The organism is Noviherbaspirillum denitrificans (genome assembly GCF_002211445.1).
Lineage (GTDB): Bacteria > Pseudomonadota > Gammaproteobacteria > Burkholderiales > Burkholderiaceae_D > Noviherbaspirillum > Noviherbaspirillum denitrificans.
Genome location: NZ_LSTO01000002.1, coordinates 1334 through 22753 on the forward strand (window position 1 = coordinate 1334; position 21420 = coordinate 22753).

At 63.7% G+C, this 21420-nt stretch carries 26 protein-coding genes and 2 riboswitches; of the genes, 10 read left to right on the forward strand and 16 right to left on the reverse strand.

Annotated features, from left to right (window positions below):
• The coding region (locus AYR66_RS23505) for a diguanylate cyclase response regulator (protein WP_141104313.1) at positions 1-742 on the forward strand (742 nt) is incomplete at its 5' end.
• Here AYR66_RS23505 and AYR66_RS23510 read toward each other — a convergent pair.
• Entirely contained in the window at positions 731-1858 is a 1128-nt protein-coding gene (locus AYR66_RS23510) for a methyltransferase (RefSeq protein WP_088710023.1), read from the reverse strand. The genes AYR66_RS23505 and AYR66_RS23510 overlap by 12 nt on opposite strands.
• Before the next feature lie 153 nt (positions 1859-2011).
• Here AYR66_RS23510 and AYR66_RS23515 point away from each other — a divergent pair, with 153 nt between their 5' ends.
• On the forward strand, positions 2012-2206 hold the full coding sequence (locus tag AYR66_RS23515; protein ID WP_088710024.1) for a hypothetical protein: 195 nt from the start codon (positions 2012-2014) through the stop codon (positions 2204-2206).
• A gap of 9 nt (positions 2207-2215) precedes the next feature.
• Positions 2216-2539 carry a hypothetical protein gene (locus AYR66_RS23520; RefSeq protein WP_088710025.1) on the forward strand — a complete coding sequence of 108 codons (324 nt, stop codon included), beginning with the start codon at positions 2216-2218 and terminating at the stop codon, positions 2537-2539.
• Here the strand turns inward: AYR66_RS23520 and AYR66_RS23525 are convergent.
• Entirely contained in the window at positions 2536-2835 is a 300-nt protein-coding gene (locus tag AYR66_RS23525) for a hypothetical protein (RefSeq protein ID WP_088710026.1), read from the reverse strand. The genes AYR66_RS23520 and AYR66_RS23525 overlap by 4 nt on opposite strands.
• Positions 2836-2888: 53 nt before the next feature.
• Positions 2889-2978, reverse strand: a riboswitch (cyclic di-GMP riboswitch).
• Positions 2979-3131: 153 nt separating this feature from the next.
• Here AYR66_RS23525 and AYR66_RS23530 point away from each other — a divergent pair.
• The gene (locus AYR66_RS23530) at positions 3132-3941 is read left to right on the forward strand and encodes an acyl-CoA thioesterase (RefSeq protein WP_088710027.1); all 810 of its coding nucleotides are present in this window, start codon (positions 3132-3134) and stop codon (positions 3939-3941) included.
• Here the strand turns inward: AYR66_RS23530 and AYR66_RS23535 are convergent, their stop codons facing one another.
• From AYR66_RS23535 to AYR66_RS30240, 3 genes are all read right to left on the reverse strand, one after another.
• Positions 3942-4241 carry a hypothetical protein gene (locus AYR66_RS23535; RefSeq protein WP_088710028.1) on the reverse strand — a complete coding sequence of 100 codons (300 nt, stop codon included), beginning with the start codon at positions 4239-4241 and terminating at the stop codon, positions 3942-3944.
• A gap of 52 nt (positions 4242-4293) precedes the next feature.
• Positions 4294-4382: riboswitch (cyclic di-GMP riboswitch) on the reverse strand.
• 83 nt (positions 4383-4465) lie between these two features.
• Complete coding sequence (locus tag AYR66_RS30235; RefSeq protein ID WP_234815059.1) at positions 4466-5407, reverse strand: tetratricopeptide repeat protein; 942 nt, start codon at positions 5405-5407, stop codon at positions 4466-4468.
• 8 nt (positions 5408-5415) lie between these two features.
• On the reverse strand, positions 5416-5922 hold the full coding sequence (locus AYR66_RS30240; protein WP_234815060.1) for a hypothetical protein: 507 nt from the start codon (positions 5920-5922) through the stop codon (positions 5416-5418).
• A gap of 489 nt (positions 5923-6411) precedes the next feature.
• Between AYR66_RS30240 and AYR66_RS23545 the strand changes: the two genes are divergently transcribed.
• Positions 6412-7401, forward strand: a complete 990-nt coding sequence (locus AYR66_RS23545; RefSeq protein WP_088710029.1) for a porin — start codon at positions 6412-6414, stop codon at positions 7399-7401.
• 273 nt (positions 7402-7674) lie between these two features.
• Complete coding sequence (locus AYR66_RS23550; RefSeq protein WP_088710030.1) at positions 7675-7881, forward strand: hypothetical protein; 207 nt, start codon at positions 7675-7677, stop codon at positions 7879-7881.
• A gap of 14 nt (positions 7882-7895) precedes the next feature.
• Here AYR66_RS23550 and AYR66_RS23555 read toward each other — a convergent pair whose 3' ends face one another.
• The 5 genes from AYR66_RS23555 to AYR66_RS23570 form a co-directional block, all read right to left on the reverse strand.
• Positions 7896-8540 carry an MBL fold metallo-hydrolase gene (locus AYR66_RS23555; RefSeq protein WP_088710031.1) on the reverse strand — a complete coding sequence of 215 codons (645 nt, stop codon included), beginning with the start codon at positions 8538-8540 and terminating at the stop codon, positions 7896-7898.
• Between the two features lie 201 nt (positions 8541-8741).
• Positions 8742-10091: an ATP-binding protein gene (locus AYR66_RS23560; protein WP_088710032.1), complete on the reverse strand. Its 1350-nt coding sequence runs from the start codon at positions 10089-10091 to the stop codon at positions 8742-8744.
• Positions 10091-10750, reverse strand: coding sequence for a response regulator transcription factor (locus AYR66_RS23565; RefSeq protein WP_088710033.1), 660 nt, complete (start codon positions 10748-10750; stop codon positions 10091-10093). The genes AYR66_RS23560 and AYR66_RS23565 overlap by 1 nt, the downstream gene beginning before the upstream one ends.
• A 165-nt stretch (positions 10751-10915) precedes the next feature.
• Positions 10916-11077, reverse strand: coding sequence for a hypothetical protein (locus tag AYR66_RS29065; protein WP_170942348.1), 162 nt, complete (start codon positions 11075-11077; stop codon positions 10916-10918).
• 242 nt (positions 11078-11319) lie between these two features.
• On the reverse strand, positions 11320-12072 hold the full coding sequence (locus AYR66_RS23570) for a metallophosphoesterase family protein (protein WP_088710034.1): 753 nt from the start codon (positions 12070-12072) through the stop codon (positions 11320-11322).
• Positions 12073-12228: 156 nt separating this feature from the next.
• Here AYR66_RS23570 and AYR66_RS23575 point away from each other — a divergent pair, with 156 nt between their 5' ends.
• Positions 12229-13053, forward strand: coding sequence for a nucleotidyltransferase (locus tag AYR66_RS23575; protein WP_088710035.1), 825 nt, complete (start codon positions 12229-12231; stop codon positions 13051-13053).
• Between the two features lie 56 nt (positions 13054-13109).
• Here AYR66_RS23575 and AYR66_RS23580 read toward each other — a convergent pair whose 3' ends face one another.
• The 3 genes from AYR66_RS23580 to AYR66_RS23590 all read right to left on the reverse strand — a co-directional run bounded on the left by AYR66_RS23580 (position 13110) and on the right by AYR66_RS23590 (position 14492).
• On the reverse strand, positions 13110-13454 hold the full coding sequence (locus AYR66_RS23580; RefSeq protein ID WP_088710036.1) for a hypothetical protein: 345 nt from the start codon (positions 13452-13454) through the stop codon (positions 13110-13112).
• A gap of 25 nt (positions 13455-13479) precedes the next feature.
• Positions 13480-13986, reverse strand: a complete 507-nt coding sequence (locus AYR66_RS23585; RefSeq protein WP_088710037.1) for a hypothetical protein — start codon at positions 13984-13986, stop codon at positions 13480-13482.
• A gap of 218 nt (positions 13987-14204) precedes the next feature.
• Positions 14205-14492 (reverse strand): hypothetical protein, encoded by a 288-nt coding sequence (locus AYR66_RS23590; RefSeq protein WP_088710038.1) that lies wholly within the window; start codon positions 14490-14492, stop codon positions 14205-14207.
• Between the two features lie 133 nt (positions 14493-14625).
• Here AYR66_RS23590 and AYR66_RS23595 point away from each other — a divergent pair, with 133 nt between their 5' ends.
• Entirely contained in the window at positions 14626-15129 is a 504-nt protein-coding gene (locus AYR66_RS23595) for a BCAM0308 family protein (RefSeq protein WP_088710039.1), read from the forward strand.
• Between the two features lie 48 nt (positions 15130-15177).
• Here AYR66_RS23595 and AYR66_RS23600 read toward each other — a convergent pair whose 3' ends face one another.
• Positions 15178-16815, reverse strand: coding sequence for an acyl-CoA synthetase (locus AYR66_RS23600; protein ID WP_088710226.1), 1638 nt, complete (start codon positions 16813-16815; stop codon positions 15178-15180).
• Positions 16816-16972: 157 nt separating this feature from the next.
• Positions 16973-18187 (reverse strand): ABC transporter substrate-binding protein, encoded by a 1215-nt coding sequence (locus AYR66_RS23605; RefSeq protein WP_088710040.1) that lies wholly within the window; start codon positions 18185-18187, stop codon positions 16973-16975.
• Between the two features lie 146 nt (positions 18188-18333).
• Here AYR66_RS23605 and AYR66_RS23610 point away from each other — a divergent pair, with 146 nt between their 5' ends.
• Both AYR66_RS23610 and AYR66_RS23615 read left to right on the forward strand, forming a co-directional pair.
• Positions 18334-20289 (forward strand): PAS-domain containing protein, encoded by a 1956-nt coding sequence (locus tag AYR66_RS23610; protein ID WP_088710041.1) that lies wholly within the window; start codon positions 18334-18336, stop codon positions 20287-20289.
• Positions 20286-21011, forward strand: coding sequence for a response regulator transcription factor (locus AYR66_RS23615; protein ID WP_088710042.1), 726 nt, complete (start codon positions 20286-20288; stop codon positions 21009-21011). The genes AYR66_RS23610 and AYR66_RS23615 overlap by 4 nt, the downstream gene beginning before the upstream one ends.
• Here the strand turns inward: AYR66_RS23615 and AYR66_RS23620 are convergent.
• The coding region (locus AYR66_RS23620; protein ID WP_337367481.1) for a N,N-dimethylformamidase beta subunit family domain-containing protein at positions 20972-21420 on the reverse strand (449 nt) is incomplete at its 5' end. The two genes, AYR66_RS23615 and AYR66_RS23620, sit on opposite strands and share 40 nt — an antisense overlap.

The following is a 21420-nucleotide window of genomic DNA, read 5'->3' on the forward strand; positions in this document are numbered from 1 at the left end:
CAAACCGGACCTCGTGCTGATGGACATGCACATGCCGCGCTTCAACGGCGTGGAGGCGACGCGCGTGCTTCGCCAGATGGCGCCCTACAACGCGTTGCCGATTGTCTACCTGTCCGGTGAATCGGATGTCGGCATGCAGGTGGAAGCCTTGCGCCTGGGCGGCGACCAGTTCCTGATGAAGCCCTTCAATCCGGTGCTGCTCGCCGCCGTGGTCAAGACCCGGATCGAACGCTTCCGCGAAACGCGGCGCTCGACGCGCCTCGACGGCCTGACCGGCCTGCTCAACCACACATCGGCCAAGTCGCGGCTGCAGGCTTTGGTGCAGGAAACCGAAGCCCAGGGATCGCTCACCGTCGCGATGATCGACATTGACCATTTCAAGGCGATCAACGACACCTACGGCCATCCGGTTGGCGACCAGGTGATCCGCGGCCTGGCCTGGCTGCTCAAGGGCCGCCTGCGTTCGGTGGACCTGATCGGCCGCTATGGCGGCGAGGAATTCATCATCGCGCTGCCCGGTGTCGACCTGGCGCGCGCGCTGCCGGTCATCGACCGCATCCGCCGCGATTTTTCGGCGCTGCCGCATGCGCATCCCGCCGGTACCCTGTACGCGACCTTCAGCGCCGGCGTCGCCGCCTTCCCCAGCACTCACCACACGGCGGCCGGCCTCACCGAAGAAGCGGACCACGCGCTGCTGCGCGCCAAGCAACTGGGACGCAACCGGGTCGAGTCAGCGGACTAGCCGCCAGAGCGACGTGACTTCCGCCGCACGGGCGGCATGCAGCGGGTCGGTCGCGTCCGCCGCCTTCGGATGGCGCGGCCGCGCATCCAGCCTGCCCGCCACCTTGAGCCCTGCGTCGGCGATCCATCCCGTCAGCTCCTCCCGCGTGCGCAGTCCGAGATGCTCGGCAAAGTCGGACAGGATCAGCCATCCTTCGCCACCCGGTTCGAGGTGGGCGGCCAGTCCGTCGAGGAAGCCGCGCAGCATGCGGCTGTCGGGATCATAGACGGCGTATTCGATGGGAGAACTCGGCCGCGCAGGCAGCCACGGCGGATTGCATACGATGAGCGGCGCCCGCCCTGGAGGAAAGAGATCGGCGCCGAGCAGTTCGACCTGCGGCGCCAGGCCGAGGCGGTCGAGATTTTCCTTCGCGCAGCCGAGTGCGCGGGCATCCTGGTCGGTCGCCACGATGCGTGCGACGCCGCGACGCGCCAGCACGGCGGACAATACTCCCGTGCCGACACCGATGTCGAACGCCAGCGCTTTCGACGGCAGGGGCGCCTTTGCCACCAGGTCCACGTACTCGCCGCGCACCGGTGAAAACACGCCGTACCATGGATGGATACGCGCACCGAGCGCAGGAATCTCGACACCCTTCTTGCGCCACTCATGCGCGCCGATCAGGCCCTGCAGCTCGCGCAGTGACGCGACATAGGGCTCAGGGGCCGGGCCGTAAGCCTCCTCACATGCATCGTGCACGTCCGGTGCCCTGCGCAGCGGAAGGAGATGGCCCGCATCGAACGGCAGCAGCAGCATGCCAAGGATGCGCGTGCGTTGCGCCTGCGCCTTGCGATGCAGGTGGAAGGCGTCGGCCGGCGTGGCAGGCGGCGCCTTGCCGGTTTTGGGCTTGCGGTCGGTGCGCCTCGCCAGTGCCTGCAGCAATTGCCGTGCGTTCTGAAAATCTCCGCGCCACAACAATGCCGTGCCCTCGCAGGCAAGACGGTAGGCGGTATCGGCATTGGTGCGGTCGTCGGCGATGACGACCCGTTTGGGCGGCGGTACGGCAGCTTCGGAGCGCCAGCGGGCGGAGCGTTCCTGCCCTGCCTCGCTCCAATGGATGACAGGATATGCGCTCATCACAGGAAAGATCTTTGGTTGAAGAGCGCATTCTATCGCGTCCACTCCGCCAAACCTGCGCTTCAATCCGCGATCCGCGCATTTCATCGCATCACGATGGCGTCACCCCGTCGCCTGCCCTATCGTGGAGCCATCTCAACAAGGAGAACCGACATGAACGCTACCCGCACCCGTGAAAGCCGCAAAGGACTCGTCTTCCCGCTCATCCTGATCCTGGCCGGACTAGTCGCCTTTCTCACACGCAACGGTATGATCGAACGCCAGCTGGTGCTGCAACTCCTGCCTCTGGTGCCAATGGCAATCGGCGGCGCGCTGCTGGTGTCCCGGTTGAACCGCCGGGCCGACTGAGCGGCCGCCGTGGACGCGGAGGTCGTCCTGTTCCTGCGGAAGCCGGTCCCGGCGGCGGCCTTGCAGCCGGCACTGGCGGAGTCTTTCGGCATTCCACCGGATCTACCGCTCGTTGTCGGCTATCCGCAGGGATTTGCGCTCGGCATCAGCGTCCCATGCAGCAGCGAACAGTTTGCGCGGCGGGCGGCAAAGCGCCTGGCCTCCAGGTTGGGAACAGAAGTCCTGCTCGAGCCCGGCGGCAGGGAGGCGCACTGGCTCCTGTTCCGGCCCGAAGTGCCCCAACCGGTGGAAGTCGAGATCATTGAATTACGCTACGGGCTGGACGTGGCCTAGCGCCGCTGTCCGAAATAACCGCCGCCCTCCTGGTGCCGCCGCTCCGCGATCGCCCACAGCTTGGATCCGCGCGAATTGCGGTCATCGTACGCGCGCTTGCGTTCGGCCTGCACGTCCTGCTCCTCCAGAGCAGCGGCGATATCCGCCTTCAGGGCGGCACGGAATTGGCCCGAAGACAGGCACTTGGCGTCCTTGCCGACCACGATCGTCATTGCATTTCCCGTGCGCGTGAAACCGCACTCCGCGAACGCGGCGGCAGGCAGAAGCAACAGCACGGCAGTGAGGACTTTTCGCATCGGCATTCCGAATAAGCAAGGCATGCCAAAGCGTGAAGCGTGACTTCGCTTCAGAAGGCGGCCCCGCTACCATGAGGAACGTCGTTCCTGTTAGGCCGGAAGCTTTGCGTCCCGGCCTTTCGACCGGTTTGCCCTGCGGATGAATTGATAAGGAAGTATAGCAGACGACCGCCGAAAGTATATCCATAGGGCAATTTTTGAGATTCTCCTGATTTTTTGCACGCCTGCAGCATTCGCCGAATTTGGCTACCATTGAAAAGCACGACTGTTCGTATTTTCAATTCAAGCGGAACGCCATGTCCCCCCATCCTTTCGATAATGCCATTGCTCTGACGCCTTGCGGCGACGACCTTTATCGCGGCGCGACGTCCGCCCCCTACTGGAATGCGATTTCACCCTTTGGCGGTACGACGGTTGCCGCCCTGATGCAGGCAATGCTTTCCCATCCTCGCCGGCTCGGCGATCCGCTGGCGCTGACCGTCAACTTCGCCGGGCCTATCCGCAAGGGTGAATTCATGGTGCGCGTGCATCCGGTACGCACCGGTCGCTCGACACAGCACTGGCTGATGGAAATCCGGCAAGGCGACGATGCGGAGCCGGTCATCACGGGAACAGCCGTCTTCGCGGCGCGGCGCGATGCCTGGTCCGACACCGAATCAACGCTGCCGCCGGTATCGGCGCCGGAAGGCATCGAGCGCTATGCATCACCCGCCAAGGTGCCCTTCCTGGACCGGTATGACGTGCGCTACGTCGATTGCGACCCGCTCGCGGGCGGCAGCGAAAGCGATACGCAATGCTGGATCAGCGACGTGCCGCCGCGCGCGCTCGATTTCCCGTCCATCGCCGCCCACTGCGACACCTTCATCCCGCGCATCTTCGTGCGCAAGGGCGGGCCCACGCCGATTGCGACGGTGACACTGACGATCAACTTCCACGCGGACAGCGAGGCATTGGCAAAGGTCGAGGGACACCACACCTTCGCCACCGCGAAAGCCAACGCATTCAACGGCGGGTATTACGACCAGGAGGGAAAGGTCTGGTCGCGGAACGGCATCCTCCTGGCAACGACGCACCAGATGGTGTGGTACCGGGACCAGGAACTGTAATCAGCGCTTGGCGCTCTGGCCGTAATACATCTCGGCTTGCTGTACCGGCAGGGGCATGCCCGGCGGCCGCGGACGACGTGCGACGCGCGCGGTCGCGGGCGCATTCTGTTCCATGCTCTTCACCGACGCGACAAGGTTGTCGCGGAACGCTGTGCGGAACTGCTCGGACTGGAAGCATTTGTTGTGGGACTGCCGGGAGACGACGATCGTCATTTCGGAGTTGCTACTGGAGAATCCGCATTCGGCCCAGCCAAGAGCGGGCGCGATGAGGACGAGAACGGCGGCGGCTTGCTTCAACATGTCAGGGCGTGTGTGCGGACAGGACACGCCTTTGATGCGAGGCTCCGCATCGGGAGGCGGCTCCGCTACCTTGGGAAACTTCTCCCCGTCAGGCCGGAAGCTTTGCGTCCCGGCTTTTCAGCCGGTTTGCCCTGTCTGTTCTTATTCTTGCGGAAAGTATACTCCCGGTCCGCAGCGCCTGCCCCCTGCACCCGTCAGCCGCCGTGCGAATTCCTTGACCCGAGTCAGGCATCTGCGGAATCGCCTTTCAAGGTGCGTTGCACAGCGCTCCAATCAGGCACGAGTTTTTTCAACCGGTACAGCCGCTGGCGGTAACGCCCCTCTGGACCACCCGGCCCGCAATCGAATCCCTCGAGCGAGTGCACGATGCGATCGACCTCCGCGCGGTCCTCATCGCCGTCCACCAGGATCAGCCGCCTTCGCCCTCTCGCATACTCGGAGCGGATATCGACCAGCAGGCAGTGCCCTCGATCTGCCGCTGCGACGTCGATCAGCAAGGCCTCCGGCAGTGACAGCCCGAAGCGAGCCGCCAGTGCGATACGCGCATTCAGGACGAGCGGCACCTTGAACGCATGCTGTGCAAGTTGGCGCTGCGCTTCCAGCGCCCATGCGGCAGGCTGCGGACACGAGGCAAGTTTCTTCAATTGCACCGCAGCCTCACCGCATCCCTGCGATGCCGCCTTGTGCAGCCAGTAGAGGGCCAGCACATCCCTGCTCGCGTCGCCCTTGCGGGTGCGCCAAACCAGCATGCCCAGTTCGCGTTGCGCAACGTGGTAACCGGCGGATGCCGCCTTGCACAAGTAGGCATGGGATTGCGACAGGCTGCGCTGCGAGAATTCCGCCTTCTGGTATATCCGGGAAATCGCATACCAGGCCTTTTCCATCCCCTGATCCGCAGCCAGCGACAGCCAGCGGATGGCTTCCTTGTAATTGGCGATGCCGCCGAGCGTGTCGCTGCGCTGTCCGCTGATATCCATGCGCGCCAGCAGCAGCCCGAGCGACATCTGCGCATCCCGGTCGCCGGCGGCCGCCGCGCATTCGAGGAAGCGCAGTGCTTCCCGCTTGTCGCCGTCCTTGCTCATCATCAGCGCATGCGCGGTCCGTGCGAGGAGGCGGATTTCTTCCTGCGACCACGCCGGAGCAACGTGGGCAAGTTGCATTGGCATGTTCACGTTCAACCGCCGCGCTGCAGGAGTTCACGCGCGAGAGGCAGCGACCAGCGGAGGAAAGCGGCGTAGTCCGCAACCGCCCATGCCCGTTCCGCTAGTGCATAGCGGGCGGCAAGGATGCCGGCGTCGGCCGCGCTTGCCGCCCATTCGAGCGGCGAGGAAGAAGGTTTGCGCACATCGCGCACAACTTTCCCGGACGCCGGCGAACCGCCGCCTTGCTGTGCCAGCAGCCATTGCGCCTCGGGCAGGTTTGCCTGTGCCGCCGCATGCAGCGCCTTCATGGCCTTTTCTTGCCATGCATCGCGCAGCGACGCGTTCTCCATCACGAGCCGCGCCAGCGTCAGGCCCGCCTGCGCCACGCCGGCGTTAAATGCCCTTTCGTACCAGGGCAGCAATTCACCGACAGAGGTCGCGTGACGCGCGGTTTCATAGGAAACGTGTTCACCGATCAGCATCCAGGCCTCCTCCACTTGCCGCCGGGCGGCACGATCGAGCCAGTGCAGTGCTGACATGGGATTTCGCGGAAGGCCGCTGCCGCCGAACAGGTAATGCCGACCAAGTGTCAGTTGTGCCGCAGGGTCTCCGGCGCGCGCCGCGCGGATAACCGGCAATAAATCTCGAGTTGCCATGCTTGTTCTCGGTTGGATGGAGGGGCGGAACACGAGGCTGTTCCGGCTAAGCTCCCAAGAAGCGTAGCGATTTGGCAACTTTTCCGTTATTCGTAATTTCACGTAGCCCGCCCCGCCACAGCGACTATCAAGAATCGGGCGTGCATATTTGCTCGATAAAGCGCACAAAATTGGCAGCCAGTCGCGCCACGCCAACGACCTCGTTGTGAAAAGGCGACGCATGCGCAGCCCCTCATCCATCTTTTAACAAGCGCGCGGAAATCAACTCACCAAGCCTCTGGATCACCCGGCCACGCTGCCTCTATCGTTCGATGCATCCGCACTCGTGGATACGCATATCTGGTTCACCTCTCAACTCCAAGGATCAACAGAATGAAGAAATCGCTACTCGCGCTCGCCGTGATCGGCAGCTTCGCCGGCGCCGCTTCGGCACAAACCAACGTGAGCATCTACGGTGTGGTCGATACCGGCATCGTGCTGGAAAAGGGCGCTGCCGCCGGATCCGTTACCAAGCTGACCAGCGGTGTCGCATCCGCTTCGCGCATCGGTTTCCGCGGCACCGAAGACCTCGGTGGCGGCCTGTCCGCGAACTTCGTGCTGGAGAATGGGTTCAATGAAGACACCGGCGCCCTGACCGGCGGCCTGCTGTTCGGCCGCCAGGCATTCGTCGGCCTGAAGGGCGAATTCGGCGCGACCAACTTCGGCCGCCAGTACACCCCGCATTACCTGGTTTCCGCTGCTGCCGATCCGTTCGGCAACGGCATGGCAGGCCGCTTCTCCAACCTGATGGCCAACTCCGGCACCCGCATGGACAACACCGTCAAGTACACCTCCCCGTCCTGGGGCGGCGTGACGGGCGAGCTGGCCTACGGTTTCGGTGAAGTCGCCGGCAACAACTCGGGCAGCCGCGCGATTGGCGCATCGCTGTCCTACGGCGCAGGTCCGCTGAAGGTCGGCCTAGGCTACCACAAGCTGAACAACGCGGCAGCCACGGACAGCGCGAAGAACACCGTGCTGGCAGGTACCTACGACTTCGGCGTTGCCAAGGCGCACCTCGCCTACGGCAAGAACAAAGGCCTGGGCGCGATCGACAGCAACGATCTGCTGGTCGGCGCAACCGTTCCGTTCGGCGCGCACAAGCTGATGGCGTCGTTCATCCGCAAGGATGACGACTCCGCGCTGAACCGTGACGCCAACCAGTGGGCGCTGGGTTATTCCTACGCGCTCTCCAAGCGTACCGACTTCTACACCGCCTACGCCCGCATCAACAACAAGCGTGGCGCTGCGTTCACCGTCGGTAACAACACGGAAGCCGGTTCCGGCAACAAGGCGTTCAACCTCGGTGTCCGCCACACCTTCTGATGAAGGTTGCGCCGCTTCCGCTGGCTGAGCGGGAACGGCGCCCACGTATTGCATTCGCGCCGCTGCCTCCTCCTGCGACGGCGCATTGAGTCCCAAGGTGTTGTCTCTACCATATCGCAAGATGTGGCTTCGCCCGCTCGCTGCAGCGGGCTTTTTTTCGCCTGCGGAATGGCCGCACTTTGTTCGGCGAACTTATTTCAGGTTAAGGAAATGTCGTGCGGGTTTGATTAGCATGGGCCGCGCAGTGTCATCGACAACATCAGGAGGTGCGCAGTGCAGCATTACTACGTCAACAAACAGCCCCTGCCCAACGGCGAACATGAGGTGCACGTTCCGCGCTGCACCTACCTGCCTGAAGGCGACAATGGAATCCACCTCGGGACATTCACCCGCTGCAGCGATGCCCTCGAAGCCGCAAAGTCGCACTTCGAGAGGGTAACCGGCTGCAAGGTGTGCTGCGGCGCCGGCCACAGCGGCTGACGCCCTCCCCGCTTTCAACCGAACCGCATGTCGGCGACGAAGGGATTGTTTTTCCTTTCGTTGCCGAAGGTCGATGCCGGGCCATGGCCCGGCACGAAGGTCACGTCGTCGCCGAGCGGCCAGAGCTTGTTGCGGATGGAATCGATCAGGGTGTCGTAATCGCCGCGCGGAAAATCGGTGCGGCCGATCGAGCCCTGGAACAGCACGTCCCCCACCAGCGCGAGGCGGACACCGCGATGGAAGAACACGACATGCCCCGGCGTGTGGCCCGGGCAATGCAGTACTTCCAGCGTCTGCGCGCCGAAAGTGACCAATTCGCCATCATTCAGCCAGCGGTCCGGCTCGAACGGATCGGCATGCGGGAAACCGACACGGCGGCAGGCTTCCGCGAGCTGGTCGATCCAGAACTTGTCATCGATGTGCGGCCCTTCGATAGGCACGCCGAATTCCTTGCGGACGAGGTCCGCTGCCGCGCAGTGGTCCATGTGGCCGTGCGTGAGGAAAACCTTTTCCAGGGTCACGTCCAGCTGTTTGAGCGCGTCCCGCAGGCGCGGCACTTCGCCGCCGGGATCGACGATGGCGGCGCGCCTGGTTTCTTCACAGACGAGGATGCTGCAGTTCTGCTGGTACGGCGTGACGGGGACGATGGCGCATTTCATGGCGAGACGGTGGGAAGACGAAATCCCGTGAGTATGCCATGCGAAGGCAAAAAAACGGCCCGTGCGGGATGAACCGGACGGGCCGAATAGGGAAATCAGATTAACTCTGTCTCGGCAACGAAAACGCGACATCCGATCCGATCGCGGCTGAGAGTCTCCATCTTGCCCTATAACACTTAGGGGAAACTTAAGACAACCACGTCAGGCTGTCATCGCAGCCGGTTCGGGCGTCGCCGCGTCCTTTGGCAGCGGGAAGCGGACCGTGACCGCGAGGCCGCCGAATTCGCCTTGGCCGAGTTCGACAGAAGCGTCGTGCCGCTCGGCAATTGCCTTGACGATCGCCAGCCCAAGGCCGCTGCCGCTTGGACTGGTGCCGGGAACGCGATAGAAGCGGTCGAAGATGCGGTCGCGGTTTTCCTCCGGGATGCCGGAACCCGAGTCCTGGATCGTCAGGCAGGCAACCGGGCCGTCGACCACAAGGTCGATGCGCACGCGGCCGTGTTCGGGGGCGTAGCGCACTGCGTTGTCGAGCAGGTTGCGCACCAGGATGCGCAAGCCCTCGGCGTCGCCCATGACATCGACATGGGCGTAGGCACCGTAATCGAGCTGCGTATGGCGCGCCAGCGCAACCGGTGCGACATCGCCGGCCGCCTGCTCGATGCAGGCGGTGAGCGGGATCAGGCTCATTTCCGAGCCCTCGGACAGGGGATCCTGGCGCGCCAGCGCAAGCAATTGCTCGACGAGGCGCGATGCGCGGTCAACGCCGCCCTGCAGCCGGTTGACCGCCTGCGCGCGCGCCATTTCATCCTTGGCACGCGCCAGCGTCTGTACCTGCAGCTTCAGCGCCGTCAGCGGCGAGCGCAGTTCATGCGCGGCATCGGCAACGAAGCGCTGCTGGGCGTGCAGGGCCTGCGCCATGCGGGCCAGCAGAGAGTTCAGTTCGGCCACCAGCAGCGACACTTCCGCCGGTACGCCTTCGGCGTCCACCGGGTCGAGCGAGTCGGCGTTGCGCGTGGCGAGGTCGCGGCCGATGCGGTTGAGCGGCGAGAGCGCGGCGCTGACCACCCACCATGCGGCGGCGAACAGCAGCACCGACACCGGGATCGACGGCCACAGTGAATGAACGGCGAGCGAGATCGCGCGGTCACGGCGGGTATCGACCTTTTGCGCGACCTGGATCACGCGGGTGCCGTTCTGCACGTTGTAGATGCGCCATTCACCGTTGTCGAGCATGACGTTGGAGTAGCCGAGCTCGCCGCGCTCGGGCAGCGCGCGGTAGGTACGTGACTGATAGACGCGCACGCCGTCGTCGGTCCAGATCTGGATCACAAAATCGAAGCCGGCCATGTCGCCGCCGCTGGACGACTTGTACCACGACGGTTGCTGGTAGGCGCTGTCCTGCAACGCGAGCGCGATCTGTTCCATGTGATAGTCGAACAGGTCGTTGGCTTCCTGCATGGCAGCGCGGAAGGAGGCGGCAAACTGTACCGCGGTTGCCACCATGATCAAGGCGCCGAGCAGGATGAGCAGGCGAATCCGGAGCGAACGCATTATGTTTTCTCGACCATGTAACCGAGGCCGCGCACGTTGACGATGAGCTGCGTGCCGAGCTTCTTGCGCAGGCCGTGGATGTAGACTTCGACGGCATTGCTTTCCACGTCACCGGTCCAGCCGTACAGGCGCTCTTCCAGCTGGGCACGAGAGAGGATGGCGCCGGGGCGCGTGACCAGCGCTTCGAGCACCGCCCATTCGCGCGAGGAAAGCATGACCTGCTTGCCGGCGGCAAGCACCTGGCGCGTCGCGAGGTTCACCACGACGTCGCCGCGGCGGTAGACGGGATCGGCGCCACCCGTTGCACGCCGGATGAGCGCATTGAGGCGAGCGATGAGTTCTTCCAGGTCGAAGGGCTTGATGAGGTAATCGTCGGCGCCGCTGTTCAGTCCCTGCACGCGCTCGGCAACCGTGTCGCGCGCGGTGATGACCATCACCGGCAGGCGGTCGCCGCGCGCGCGCAGGTTGCGCAGCACGTCGATGCCGTCCATGCGCGGCAAGCCGAGGTCGAGCAGCATCGCGTCGAAGGCATGCCCGGCGAGGGCCTTCTCCGCATCGCGGCCGTCCTTCACCCAATCGGTGGCGAGTCCCTCGCCTTCCAAGGCGATCTGGATGTTCTCACCGATCATGATGTCGTCTTCTACAAGCAATACCTTCATGGGGACAGCGCGGGAGTGGCGGTAATCCCCGATTGTAGGCGCGTGGCCGGGGCGGCGGCAATCTTCATGGAAATTGGGCGGAAAAACAGAAAGGCCCGCATCGTTCGATGCAGGCCCTTTTCATATGCCCGTGTCTTCCCTTGCGGGAAGGATTTCAGACTGCGTTCAACGTCCGCCGAAACGCCCGTAGCGGTCGCGCCGTTCGCGCTCGGCGCGTTGCCGGTCCGAACTGCGGCTGCGGAACATGCGGGTCATGGCATCGCCGGTACGCGGCTTGTCGCCGGCGGCGCCGGATTGGCGTGCAGGTGAAATCGACTTGTCGGTCATGTTTACTCCTCCGGTTGATGGCAGCCGCGCCAGGAAAAATGCGGCATGGCTGCGATTGACGGAGGGAATGTTCCCACATAAAACTTAGGCCAATCTTAAGATGGCCGGTGATGTTCAAACTTGTTGAGAAATGTCGCGCACCCCCTCTCATGAATATGAGATGCCGAGCGCAACTATTGCGATTTCTCAATACATTTTGATACAAGTCGAAACAGGAAAACCCGCTGCGCGATCGGTCAACTTTACATTACAGGGGTATCCGATTTTGGAATTTCTATAATCCGGAACGGTGGCCGGTCTGTCCATGTCCGTTGCAGCAAGGGCTTGGCGACGTTGTATACCGGAATGCCATTCGCTGTCTTTCCTTCCGGCGTGCCGCGATGCGCGTGGCCGTGCAGCACGGCATTGACCGGGTAGCGCAGCAGCGGATCTTCCAGCCTGCTCGATCCGAGGAAGGGAAAGATCTCCACCGGCTCTCCCTGCACAGTCGCCGCGACCGGCGAGTAATGCAGCAGCGCGATGCGTTGTTGCGTGCGCAGTTTTGCCAGCGCCGCTTCCAGCTTGAGCGCTTCCTGGATCACCTCGTTGACGAAGTGCTTGATCGCGACCTCCCCCCACGGACCGAGCGAACCCCTGCCGAAGCCGCCACAGAAGCCTTTCGCTCCTGCAATACCCACGCCATGGATTTCGCAGGGCTCGCCGTCGAGCACGCGCACACCTGCATCGGCAAGAATGCGGCGCACCTGGTCCGGCTGTCCTGATTCGTAATCATGGTTGCCAAGCACCGCAACGATGGGAATGCGCGCCGCGGAGAGCTCGTCGGCGAGGATTTTCGCCTCTTCCGGCAAACCATAGTCGGTCAGGTCCCCGCACAGGAGCAGCGCGTCCGCCGACTCCGCTGCCTGCGAGAAAAAATTGCGCAGGCTGCCTGCCGATTCCTTCTTGCAATGGATATCGCCCACTGCTGCGAACCGAATAGTTTCCTGTGAGACCACCGTACGCTCCTTTCTGACTATCTTGTTCTAGAGGGTGTTATGAACCATGGAGAGCCCCCCTTTCCTGGTTCATAACACCCTCTCTAAAGACCGTAACTCCGTGGCATAAGTTTTGCTGATTCTTGTTGTCATCATCGTGTCGATTGGGGAACCATCATGGATGCCGCCATCTCGATCCTGCGCACCGCGGAAAACCCCGAGCCGGAAGTCGAAGCCTTCTATCGCGAAGTGCTCGACCTCCTGAACGAATCGGGCGTGCCCTTCCTCGTCGGCGGTGCTTATGCATTCAACCGCTACACCGGAATCACCCGCCATACGCGCGACCTCGACATCTTCATCCGCCGTACCGATTTCGAACCGATCAGCGAAGCGCTGCGACGCGAAGGCCACGAGGCCGTGCTTACCTTTCCGCACTGGCTGGGCAAGATCCATCTGGACGACGTGTACATCGACCTGATTTTCAGCTCGGGCAACGGGGTCGCCGAGGTGGACGACATCTGGTTCGAGCATGCGGTGGATGCGAACGTGCACGGCGTGAACGTGAAGATCTGCCCGGCCGAGGAAATGATCTGGTCGAAGGCGTTCATCATGGAGCGCGAGCGCTTCGACGGCGCCGACATCATCCACCTTATCCATGCCCGCGGCGAACGGCTCGACTGGCAGCGGCTGCTCCACCGCTTCGGGCCGCATTGGCGGGTCCTGCTGAGCCATCTCGTGCTGTTCGGCTTTGCCTATCCAGCGGCTCGGCATCGCGTTCCGGCTGCAGTGATGGACGAACTGACCGAGCGGCTGCGCATGGAGACCAGTTCGGCGTCACCGGAACACAGTATCTGTCTCGGCACGCTGCTGTCCCGCGAACAGTACCTGAAGGATATCGAACAGGAAGGCCTGCAGGATGGACGCGTCACACCACTAGGAAACATGACGCCGGAAGATACGGCGATCTGGACGCAGGCGATCGAGGCGAACAAGAAGCATTAGGGAGGGCCGCGCAGCCGGCAATTCGTCGCGCCCGCCCTGCAGCATGGCGAGGCGCCCTAACGCTGCCAGTGCACGCGCATCTGGCAGTCCGCGTCGTCGAAATGGAAACGCAGTTCGCCCTGGTAGGTCTTGTGCAGCGTCTCGGCGATGGCGCGGGCGAGGCGAACGTCGTTGGTATTGATCAGGAGGTTGTCGGCGCTGGTGCGGACCGACACGATCCGCTTCGCCGGGTAATCCGCGTTCTCGCGCTCTTCGAAGCGGCGCACGAGGTCGATGATTTCATCGTGGTGTTCCAGGGCGAAACTGCCGCCGATGGAAACGCAGCCGGCCCCTGGCTCGCCGGGGTGAAGACGATGCCGTTCAGGGTGGAAGACAGGAATTGGCTGGCGCCGCTTTGTCATCGTTTCTCCCCTGATGGCATGGCAATCAATGGACGTGGCGTTGTCGCGGCAGGCAGGATGCCGCGATGTGGAACCAGGCTTCGGTGGACAAGTGCCGGCGCGCGACCGGGAAGAGTTCATCCTCTTCGAGTGACAACCGCGCCGCCAGCTGACGGCAATAGAGTTCGATGGTGGTGACCAGTGCGCGGATGTCAGCAAACCGGCCCGACTCGGCACTCTCGAACTGGCTGCACACATGCAGCAGGATGCGCTTGGCGTCGCTGCACAGTTCGTCGATGCGCTCCAGCAGATTTGCGGCATCCGCTGTGCTGCGGCGCAGCGCCGGAATCACATACAACTCGACCTTGCGCTCGTGGCAATACCGGTGCACCTTCATCAAGGTGTGAAGGACGCGTTCAAGCCAGACCCGGTCGACGCCGTCGGCGCACAGCCAGGATCCGTTGTGAAGGTACTGTTCCAGTTTGCCGAGAATGCGACGCGTGTTCTGCTGCTCGCTGGACAGCACCACCATGGAGTAGGTGGTAGTCAGCATGTTCCACTTCCTTGTGTTCCAAAATGAGTGCGTCGCAGAGTACAACAAGGACTTTGCCAAAGCACCAACGCGGCTTGACCCGGGTCAACGAAATCGAACGGGTGTGCCGGGATGCTTGAAGATGATGTTTCGTAGGGGAAAACGTTTGATTCGCGTCAACGAATCGACGCGCAAAGGGACGCCCGCGGGTACCTTGGACGGCACCCGCAGGAATAGATTCAGACCAGTCCGAGGATGCGGCCGATCTCGGCGATGTAGCGGCTGTCTTTCAGCACTTCGCTTTCGACACGCGCCGTCATGTCCTGCAGGGTGCCACGCACCGTGTGCAGCTTTTCCTTCACCTCGCCGTGCTGGTCGTCGCTGGCCAGGAGTTGCTTGAGGTGCGCGATTTCATCCCGCAATACCAACACGTCAGGCCGGTCCGCGGGCGCGCTGGCCAGCTCCTGTTCCATCGCGGCTACAAGGTTGCGGACACGGTCGAGGCTGAAATTCTCATTCGTCGTCATGGCTGGTCCTTGAGGTGAAGGTGATGCATTCATTGTAGTCCCGCGCCGGATTTCCTGTCACCACCATCTGCGTTGAATGAACTTTGCATCCACCGAGAATGGTCTATGGTGGTAGTGAAAGGAGAATATGCCCATGAAATCCGTTCATCCTTCCTCGCCTTCCGTGCAGCCCGGCAGGCATCTCGAGATCCTCGATGAACCACCGCACGATGCGCAGCGCGATGCGGAAAAAACGGCATCGCCTGCGGTATGCACCGAATGCGGCGCGGTGTACAGCGAGGGCCACTGGCAGTGGACTTCGGCGCCGTCGCATGCGATGCAGATCCGGTGTCCGGCGTGCCGGCGTACCGCGGAAGGACGTGCCGCGGCCTACGTGACGATCTCGGGACAGTTCGCGCAGGACTACACCGGACAGGTCGAGCAAATGGTGCGCGATGTGGAGCACCGCGAAAAAAGCGCGCATCCGCTGCGCCGCGTGATGGCCATCGAGCCGCAGGACGGCGGGCTGGACGTGGCGACGACGGATGTCCGCCTTGCGCATGTCATCTGCGATGCCTTGATGGATGCGTATGACGGGAAACTGAATGTGGATTACGACGAGGGGGAGCGGGTGGTGCGGGTGAAATTGCTGGTGTAATGCGACGAAAGGGCAGATGCACGCAATGCATCTGCCCTTTTCAGTCTATTACTTCAGCGCTTCCGTCGACTTCACCTGCTGCCGCAGCGCGAACTTCTGGATCTTGCCGGTCGAGGTCTTCGGCAGTTCGCCGAACACCACCGCGCGCGGCACCTTGAAGCCGGCCAGGTGCTGCTTGCAGTGCGCGATGATGTCCTCGGCCAGCACTTCCGCGCCCGGCTTCACTTCGACGAATGCGCATGGCGTTTCGCCCCACTTCGCATCCGGCTTGGCGACCACCGCCGCGGCCATGATCGCGGGATGGCGGTACAGCACATCCTCGACTTCGATGCTGGAAATGTTTTCGCCGCCGGAGATGATGATGTCCTTGCTGCGGTCCTTGATCTTGACGTAGCCGTCCGGGTTCATCACCGCCAGGTCGCCGGTGTGGAACCAGCCGCCGGCGAAGGCTTCCTGCGTCGCTTTCTCGTTCTTCAGATAGCCCTTCATGGTGATGTTCCCGCGGAACATGATCTCGCCCATCGTTTCGCCGTCGGCGGGCACCGGCTGCATGGTGTCCGGGTCCATCACGGTAATGCCCTGCTGCAGGTGGTAGCGCACGCCCTGGCGCGCATTCAGGCGCGCGCGTTCGCCGATGTCCGTCTCGTTCCAGCTTTCATGCTTGACGCACACCGACGCCGGGCCGTAGACCTCGGTCAATCCGTAGACGTGAGTGATGTCGAAGCCCATCTTTTCCATGCCTTCGATCATCGATGCCGGCGGCGCAGCGCCGGCCACCATCGCCTTGACCTGGTGGTTGATGCCGGCCTTCAGTTCCTGAGGGGCGGCCAGCAGCAGGCTGTGCACGATGGGCGCGCCGCAATAGTGCGTGACTTTGTGTTCGCGGATCAGGCCGAGGATGGTCGCGGCATCGACGCGGCGCAGGCAGACGTTGACGCCGGCGCGGGCGGCGATGGTCCAGGGGAAGCACCAGCCGTTGCAGTGGAACATGGGCAGCGTCCACAGGTAGACCGGGTGCTTGGGCAAGTCCCATTCGAGGATGTTGGACACGGCGTTGAGCAGGGCGCCGCGGTGGTGGTAGACCACGCCCTTGGGATTGCCGGTGGTGCCGGAGGTGTAGTTCAGGCAGATCGCCTGCCATTCGTCGGCGGGCAGCTGCCAGTCGTAGCCCGCATCGCCGCCGGCGACGAAGGCGTCGTATTCGATGGTGCCGATGCGCTCGCCGGCGCCGGTGTATTCCGGATCGTCGACATCGACCACCAGCGGCTTGCGGCTGGTGAGGGCCAGCGCCTTTTCCATCACGCCTGAGAATTCACGGTCGACGATGACCACCTTTGCTTCGCCGTGATCCAGCATGAAGGCGATCGATTCCGGATCGAGGCGGGTGTTGAGGGAGTTGAGCACGGCGCCGGTCATGGGCACGCCGAAATGGGCTTCCACCATCGGCGGCGTGTTGGGCAGCATCACGGCCACCGTGTCGCCGAGGCCGATGCCCGCCTTCGACAGCGCCGAGGCGAGCTGGCGGCAGCGCGCGTAGGTCTCGGCCCAGTTGCGGCGCAGGCTGCCGTGCACGATCGCGAGGCGCTCGGGATACACGGCCGCGGCGCGTTCAATGAAGGTCAGCGGCGACAGGGAAGTGTAATTCGCTGCGTTGCGTTCGAGTCCGGCGTCGTACATGTGAGGCATGGCTTTCTTCTCCAGGTTGAACTGCGACTGTGATCGGCGAAGCATACCGATGATTATTTGCCAAGACCATACCGTAAAGTTACGACAGGTCTGCAAGCGGATTTCCGTATGGGAAACGCGGCGCGGGATGACGCGCCGCGTTCCCTGCTTCTAAAACTTATTTTTTTACCAATGCACAGCGCGATTGCGACAGCGGCTGGAATGCCTCCGCCGCCGGAATCACAGCCTGCACGTTGTAGTAATCCCACGGGGTCTTCGACTCTTCCGGTTTCTTCACGCGCAGCAGGTACATGTCATGCACCATGCGGCCGTCGGCGCGGATGCTGCCGTTGGTGGCGAAGAAATCGTTGACCGGGGTTTTCTTCATCTGCGCCATCACCTTCTGGGTGTCGTCGCTGTTGATGGCTTTCACCGCCTTCAGGTAATGCATGACTGATGAGTACATGCCGGCCTGCACCATGGTCGGCATGCGCTTCTGCTTCTCGAAGAAGCGCTTGGACCAGTTGCGGGTGGCGTCGTTCAGGTTCCAGTAGAAGCCTTCGGTCAGGTACATGCCCTGCGTCGCCTTCAGGCCGAGGGTGTGGATGTCGCTGATGAACATCAGCAGGCCGGCCAGCGATTGCTTGGGCGTGAGCCCGAATTCGGCAGCCTGCTTGATCGCGTTGATGGTATCGCTGCCCGCGTTGGCGAGGCCGACGACCTGCGCCTTCGAGGTTTGCGCGCTGACGAGGAAGGACGAGAAATCCGAGCTCGGGAAGGGATGGCGCACCGCGCCGACCACGCTGCCGCCATTGGCCTTGATAACTTCGGAGGCATCCTTTTCCAGCGACACGCCGAACGCATAGTCGGCGGTCAGGAAGAACCAGCTCTTGCCGCCCTGCTTCACCACCGCGCGCGCGGTACCGTTGGAGACAGCATAGGTGTCGTAGGTCCAGTGCACCGTGACGTCATTGCAATCCTCGTTGGTGATGCGCGTCGACGCCGCGCCGGAGATCAGCGCGATGCGGTTCTTTTCCTTGGCGATCTTCATGACCGCAAGCGCGGTGGAGGTGGTGACCAGCTCGCTGACGGCGTCGACCTTTTCGGTGTCGAACCATTCGCGCGCACGGTTGGCGGCGATGTCACCCTTGTTCTGGTGGTCCGCCGAAACGATCTCGACCTTGAAGGACGGCTTTTCCGCCGCCATGAAGTCTTCCGCCGCCATGCGCGCGGCCAGCACGGCGCCGCTGCCGGCGATGTCGGAATAGGTGCCGGAGAGGTCGGTCAGCACGCCGATCTTGACGAGGTTGTCGGACACCTGGGCGGAGGCCGGAGCGGCCAGTGCGGCGCAGCAGGCGGCGGCCAGCGCGGTCTTGCGGACGAAGCGGTTCATGAAAGTCTCCTGATTATGGTTTTGGAAACTGGAGTGTAGGAAGGAAGGATTGCGCAAGTTTTTCGCAAATGTATCGAATCGTAACGGGGTGCTTTTTCAGCCCGCGTGCGATGATTACAATCGGGCTGGACTATAGGAGCGCAGGCATGGCCGCACAAGCAGAAGACCTCTTCGGCGATCTCGACAACCGCATGGCGATGCTGCAGGCAGGCCTGGACCTGATCGACCAGGGCTTTACACTCTTCGACCAGGACTTGCGGCTGGTGGCGGGCAACCGCGCCTTTGCCGAGATGCTGGAATTCCCCCAGGAGCTGATGCGCATTGGCACGCCGTTTGAAGCCTTCATGCGCTACAACGCCGAGCGCGGCGAATACGGCCCGGGCGATGTCGACGCACTGGTCAGGGAGCGCGTGGACGCGGCGCGCCAGTTCCAGCCCCACACCACCGAACGGGAACGGCCCGGCGGCCAGATCATCGCGATCCGCGGCGTGCCGCTGCCGCACCGCGGATTTGTCACGCTGTACACCGACATCACCGAACAGCGCAAGGCGGAACGGCTGATCCGCGAGCGCAACGCCGACCTGGAACAGCGCGTCCTCGAACGCACGCGCGAACTGCGCCGCAGCGAGGAGCGCCTGCGCCTGATTACCGATGCCATCCCGGCGCTGATTGCCTACATCGACAAGGACGAGGTGTACCGATTCGCCAATCGCGGCTATCTCGAATGGTTCCGCCGCGCGCCGCATGAATTCGTCGGCTGCCCGGTGGCCGAGGTGATCGGACCGGCGCTGTACGACGAGGTGGGCGCCTATATCAAGCGCGCATTGGCCGGCGAAGTGGTGAGTTACGAATACGCGATGCAGGTGGATGGCGAGACGCGCCATGCGCGCAGCGAGATGGTGCCCGAGGTGGACAACGACGGCGAGGTGCAGGGTGCGTTCGTGCTCTCGGCCGACATCACCGAACAGAAGCGCACGCAGGCGACGCTGATGCAGGCGCAGAAGATGGAAGCGGTCGGCCAGCTTGCGGGCGGCATCGCGCATGACCTGAACAACATGCTGACGGTCGTGCTCGGCAATTTGTCGGCACTGGAAGAGCGCACGCGCGGCAACGCGGACGCGCAGGAACTGGTCGAACCGGCGCTGCTCGCCACCCGACGCGGCGCGGCGCTGATCAAGCGGCTGCTGACCTTTTCGCGCCAGCAACCGCTGGAGCCGCGGCCGGTGGATGTCGTCGAGCTGGTCGACGGCCTGCGCACGCTGCTGCGCCGCTCGCTGCCGGAAAACATCACACTGTCGCTGCAGGTTGGCGGCGGCCTCGCGCATGCGATGACCGATCCGCACCAGCTGGAAAGCGCCTTGCTTAACCTTTGCCTCAACGCGCGCGATGCGATGACGGCGGGCGGCACGCTGACGCTGTCGGCCGCCATGCTGCAGGCCGATGCGGGCGAAGCGGCTGCGCTCGGTGTGCCTGCAGGGCGCTATGTTTCCCTCACCGTCGCCGACACCGGCCACGGCATGGACAGCTCGACGCTGATGCGCGCCTGCGAACCTTATTTCACGACCAAGCGCTTCGGCAGTGGCAGCGGGCTCGGGCTGGCGATGGTGTACGGCTTCGCGCAGCAGTCGGGCGGTGCCCTGCGCATCCGCAGCGCACCCGGCGAAGGCGCGGTCGTTTCGCTGCTGTTGCCCGCCACCGAAAAGGTGCCCGCGCCGACCGCCGAACCGGATGCCGTCTCCACGCGCAGCCGGACCTCGCCGCTGGTGCTGCTCGTCGAAGATGATGCCGACGTGCGGCAGGTGGTGCGCAGGCAGCTGGTCGACCTCGGCTACATGGTGGTCGAGGCGGCCGATGGACGGGAAGCGCTCGACCTGCTGTCGCAGATCGACGAGATACGCTACGTGATTTCCGATGTGGTGATGCCCGGCGGGCTGGACGGGCCGGCGCTGGCGCGCAATGTGCGGGCGACGCGTCCGGACATCGGCATCCTGCTCATCAGCGGCTATGACCACGGCAGCGCCGGGGCGGATGAATTCCCGTTGCTCGACAAACCCTTCACCAAACCCGAACTCGCCGCCGCCCTTGCGGGGTCCCTGTCATGACGGATGACAGCCGCCTGATCGTCGTCGTGGAAGACGACCACCTGGTCGCGCGTACGCTGCAGACCACGCTGCGCGATTTTGGATTCACCGCCGAGTGGTGCCGCACCGGCGCCGAACTGCTGCGGCTGATGCGTGAACGCGCACCGGCGCTGTGCATCATCGACCTCGGCCTGCCGGACGGCGACGGCCTCGACCTCGTGCGCCGGCTGCAGTCGGAACAACGCTGCGGCATCCTGATCGTCACCGGACGCGGCTTCCTCACCGACCGCGTGATCGGGCTGGAACTCGGCGCCGACGATTACATGACCAAGCCCTTCGAACCGCGCGAACTGGTCGCCCGCGTGCGCAGCATCCTGCGCCGCACCGGACGCGGTGCGCCGGATCTGCCCGCCGCGAAGGCGAGCGTGCGCCGTGCCCGCTTCGCCGAATGGCTGTTTGAACCGGCCAACCTGACGCTCACCGACGATGCGGGCAGGAGCGAGGAGCTGAGCGCGGCCGAGGCGCGCCTGCTGACCCTCTTCCTCGAAAACCCGAACCGCATCCTCGACCGCGAGCGCCTTGCCGGCAGCCGCGACCTGTCACCCTACGACCGCAGCATCGATGTGCGCGTGTCGCGCCTGCGCAAGCGGCTGCGCGATTCGCCCAGCCATCCGGTGCTCATCAAGACGGTGTACGGCGCGGGCTACCTGTTTGCCGGCCGCGTGGAGTGGGAAGACAGCTGAGCAACGACATTGCGCGTGATCCGGTCCACGCGCGCGTCCTGTCCCAGGGTTTGCGCCCAGTCGGTGGTGCCGGCGGTGAACACGGTGCCATGGCGCGTGTGGATGCCCATCGTCGCGGCATGGATGCCTTCGCCCGCCTTGTGCATCTCGCGCGGCGGCCGCTCCTGCCAGCCGGAACCGAGCGGTGCCGCTGCGAGGAGCTGGAATCCCGGCGGCGTGCCGCAGCGCGCGGCCTCTTTCGACAAGGTCGCGATGCCGTTGTCGAAGGCATCGAGCGGCGCGCCGTCGCATTCATAGCCGACCAGCGGCGGTGACGTGTCCCTGCCGAACTCATCGCCGTTGCGCAATCCCGTGCCGTCGAATACCCAGTGCCCCGCATCCTGGACGATGTAGCCGCCGGTATCGCGCG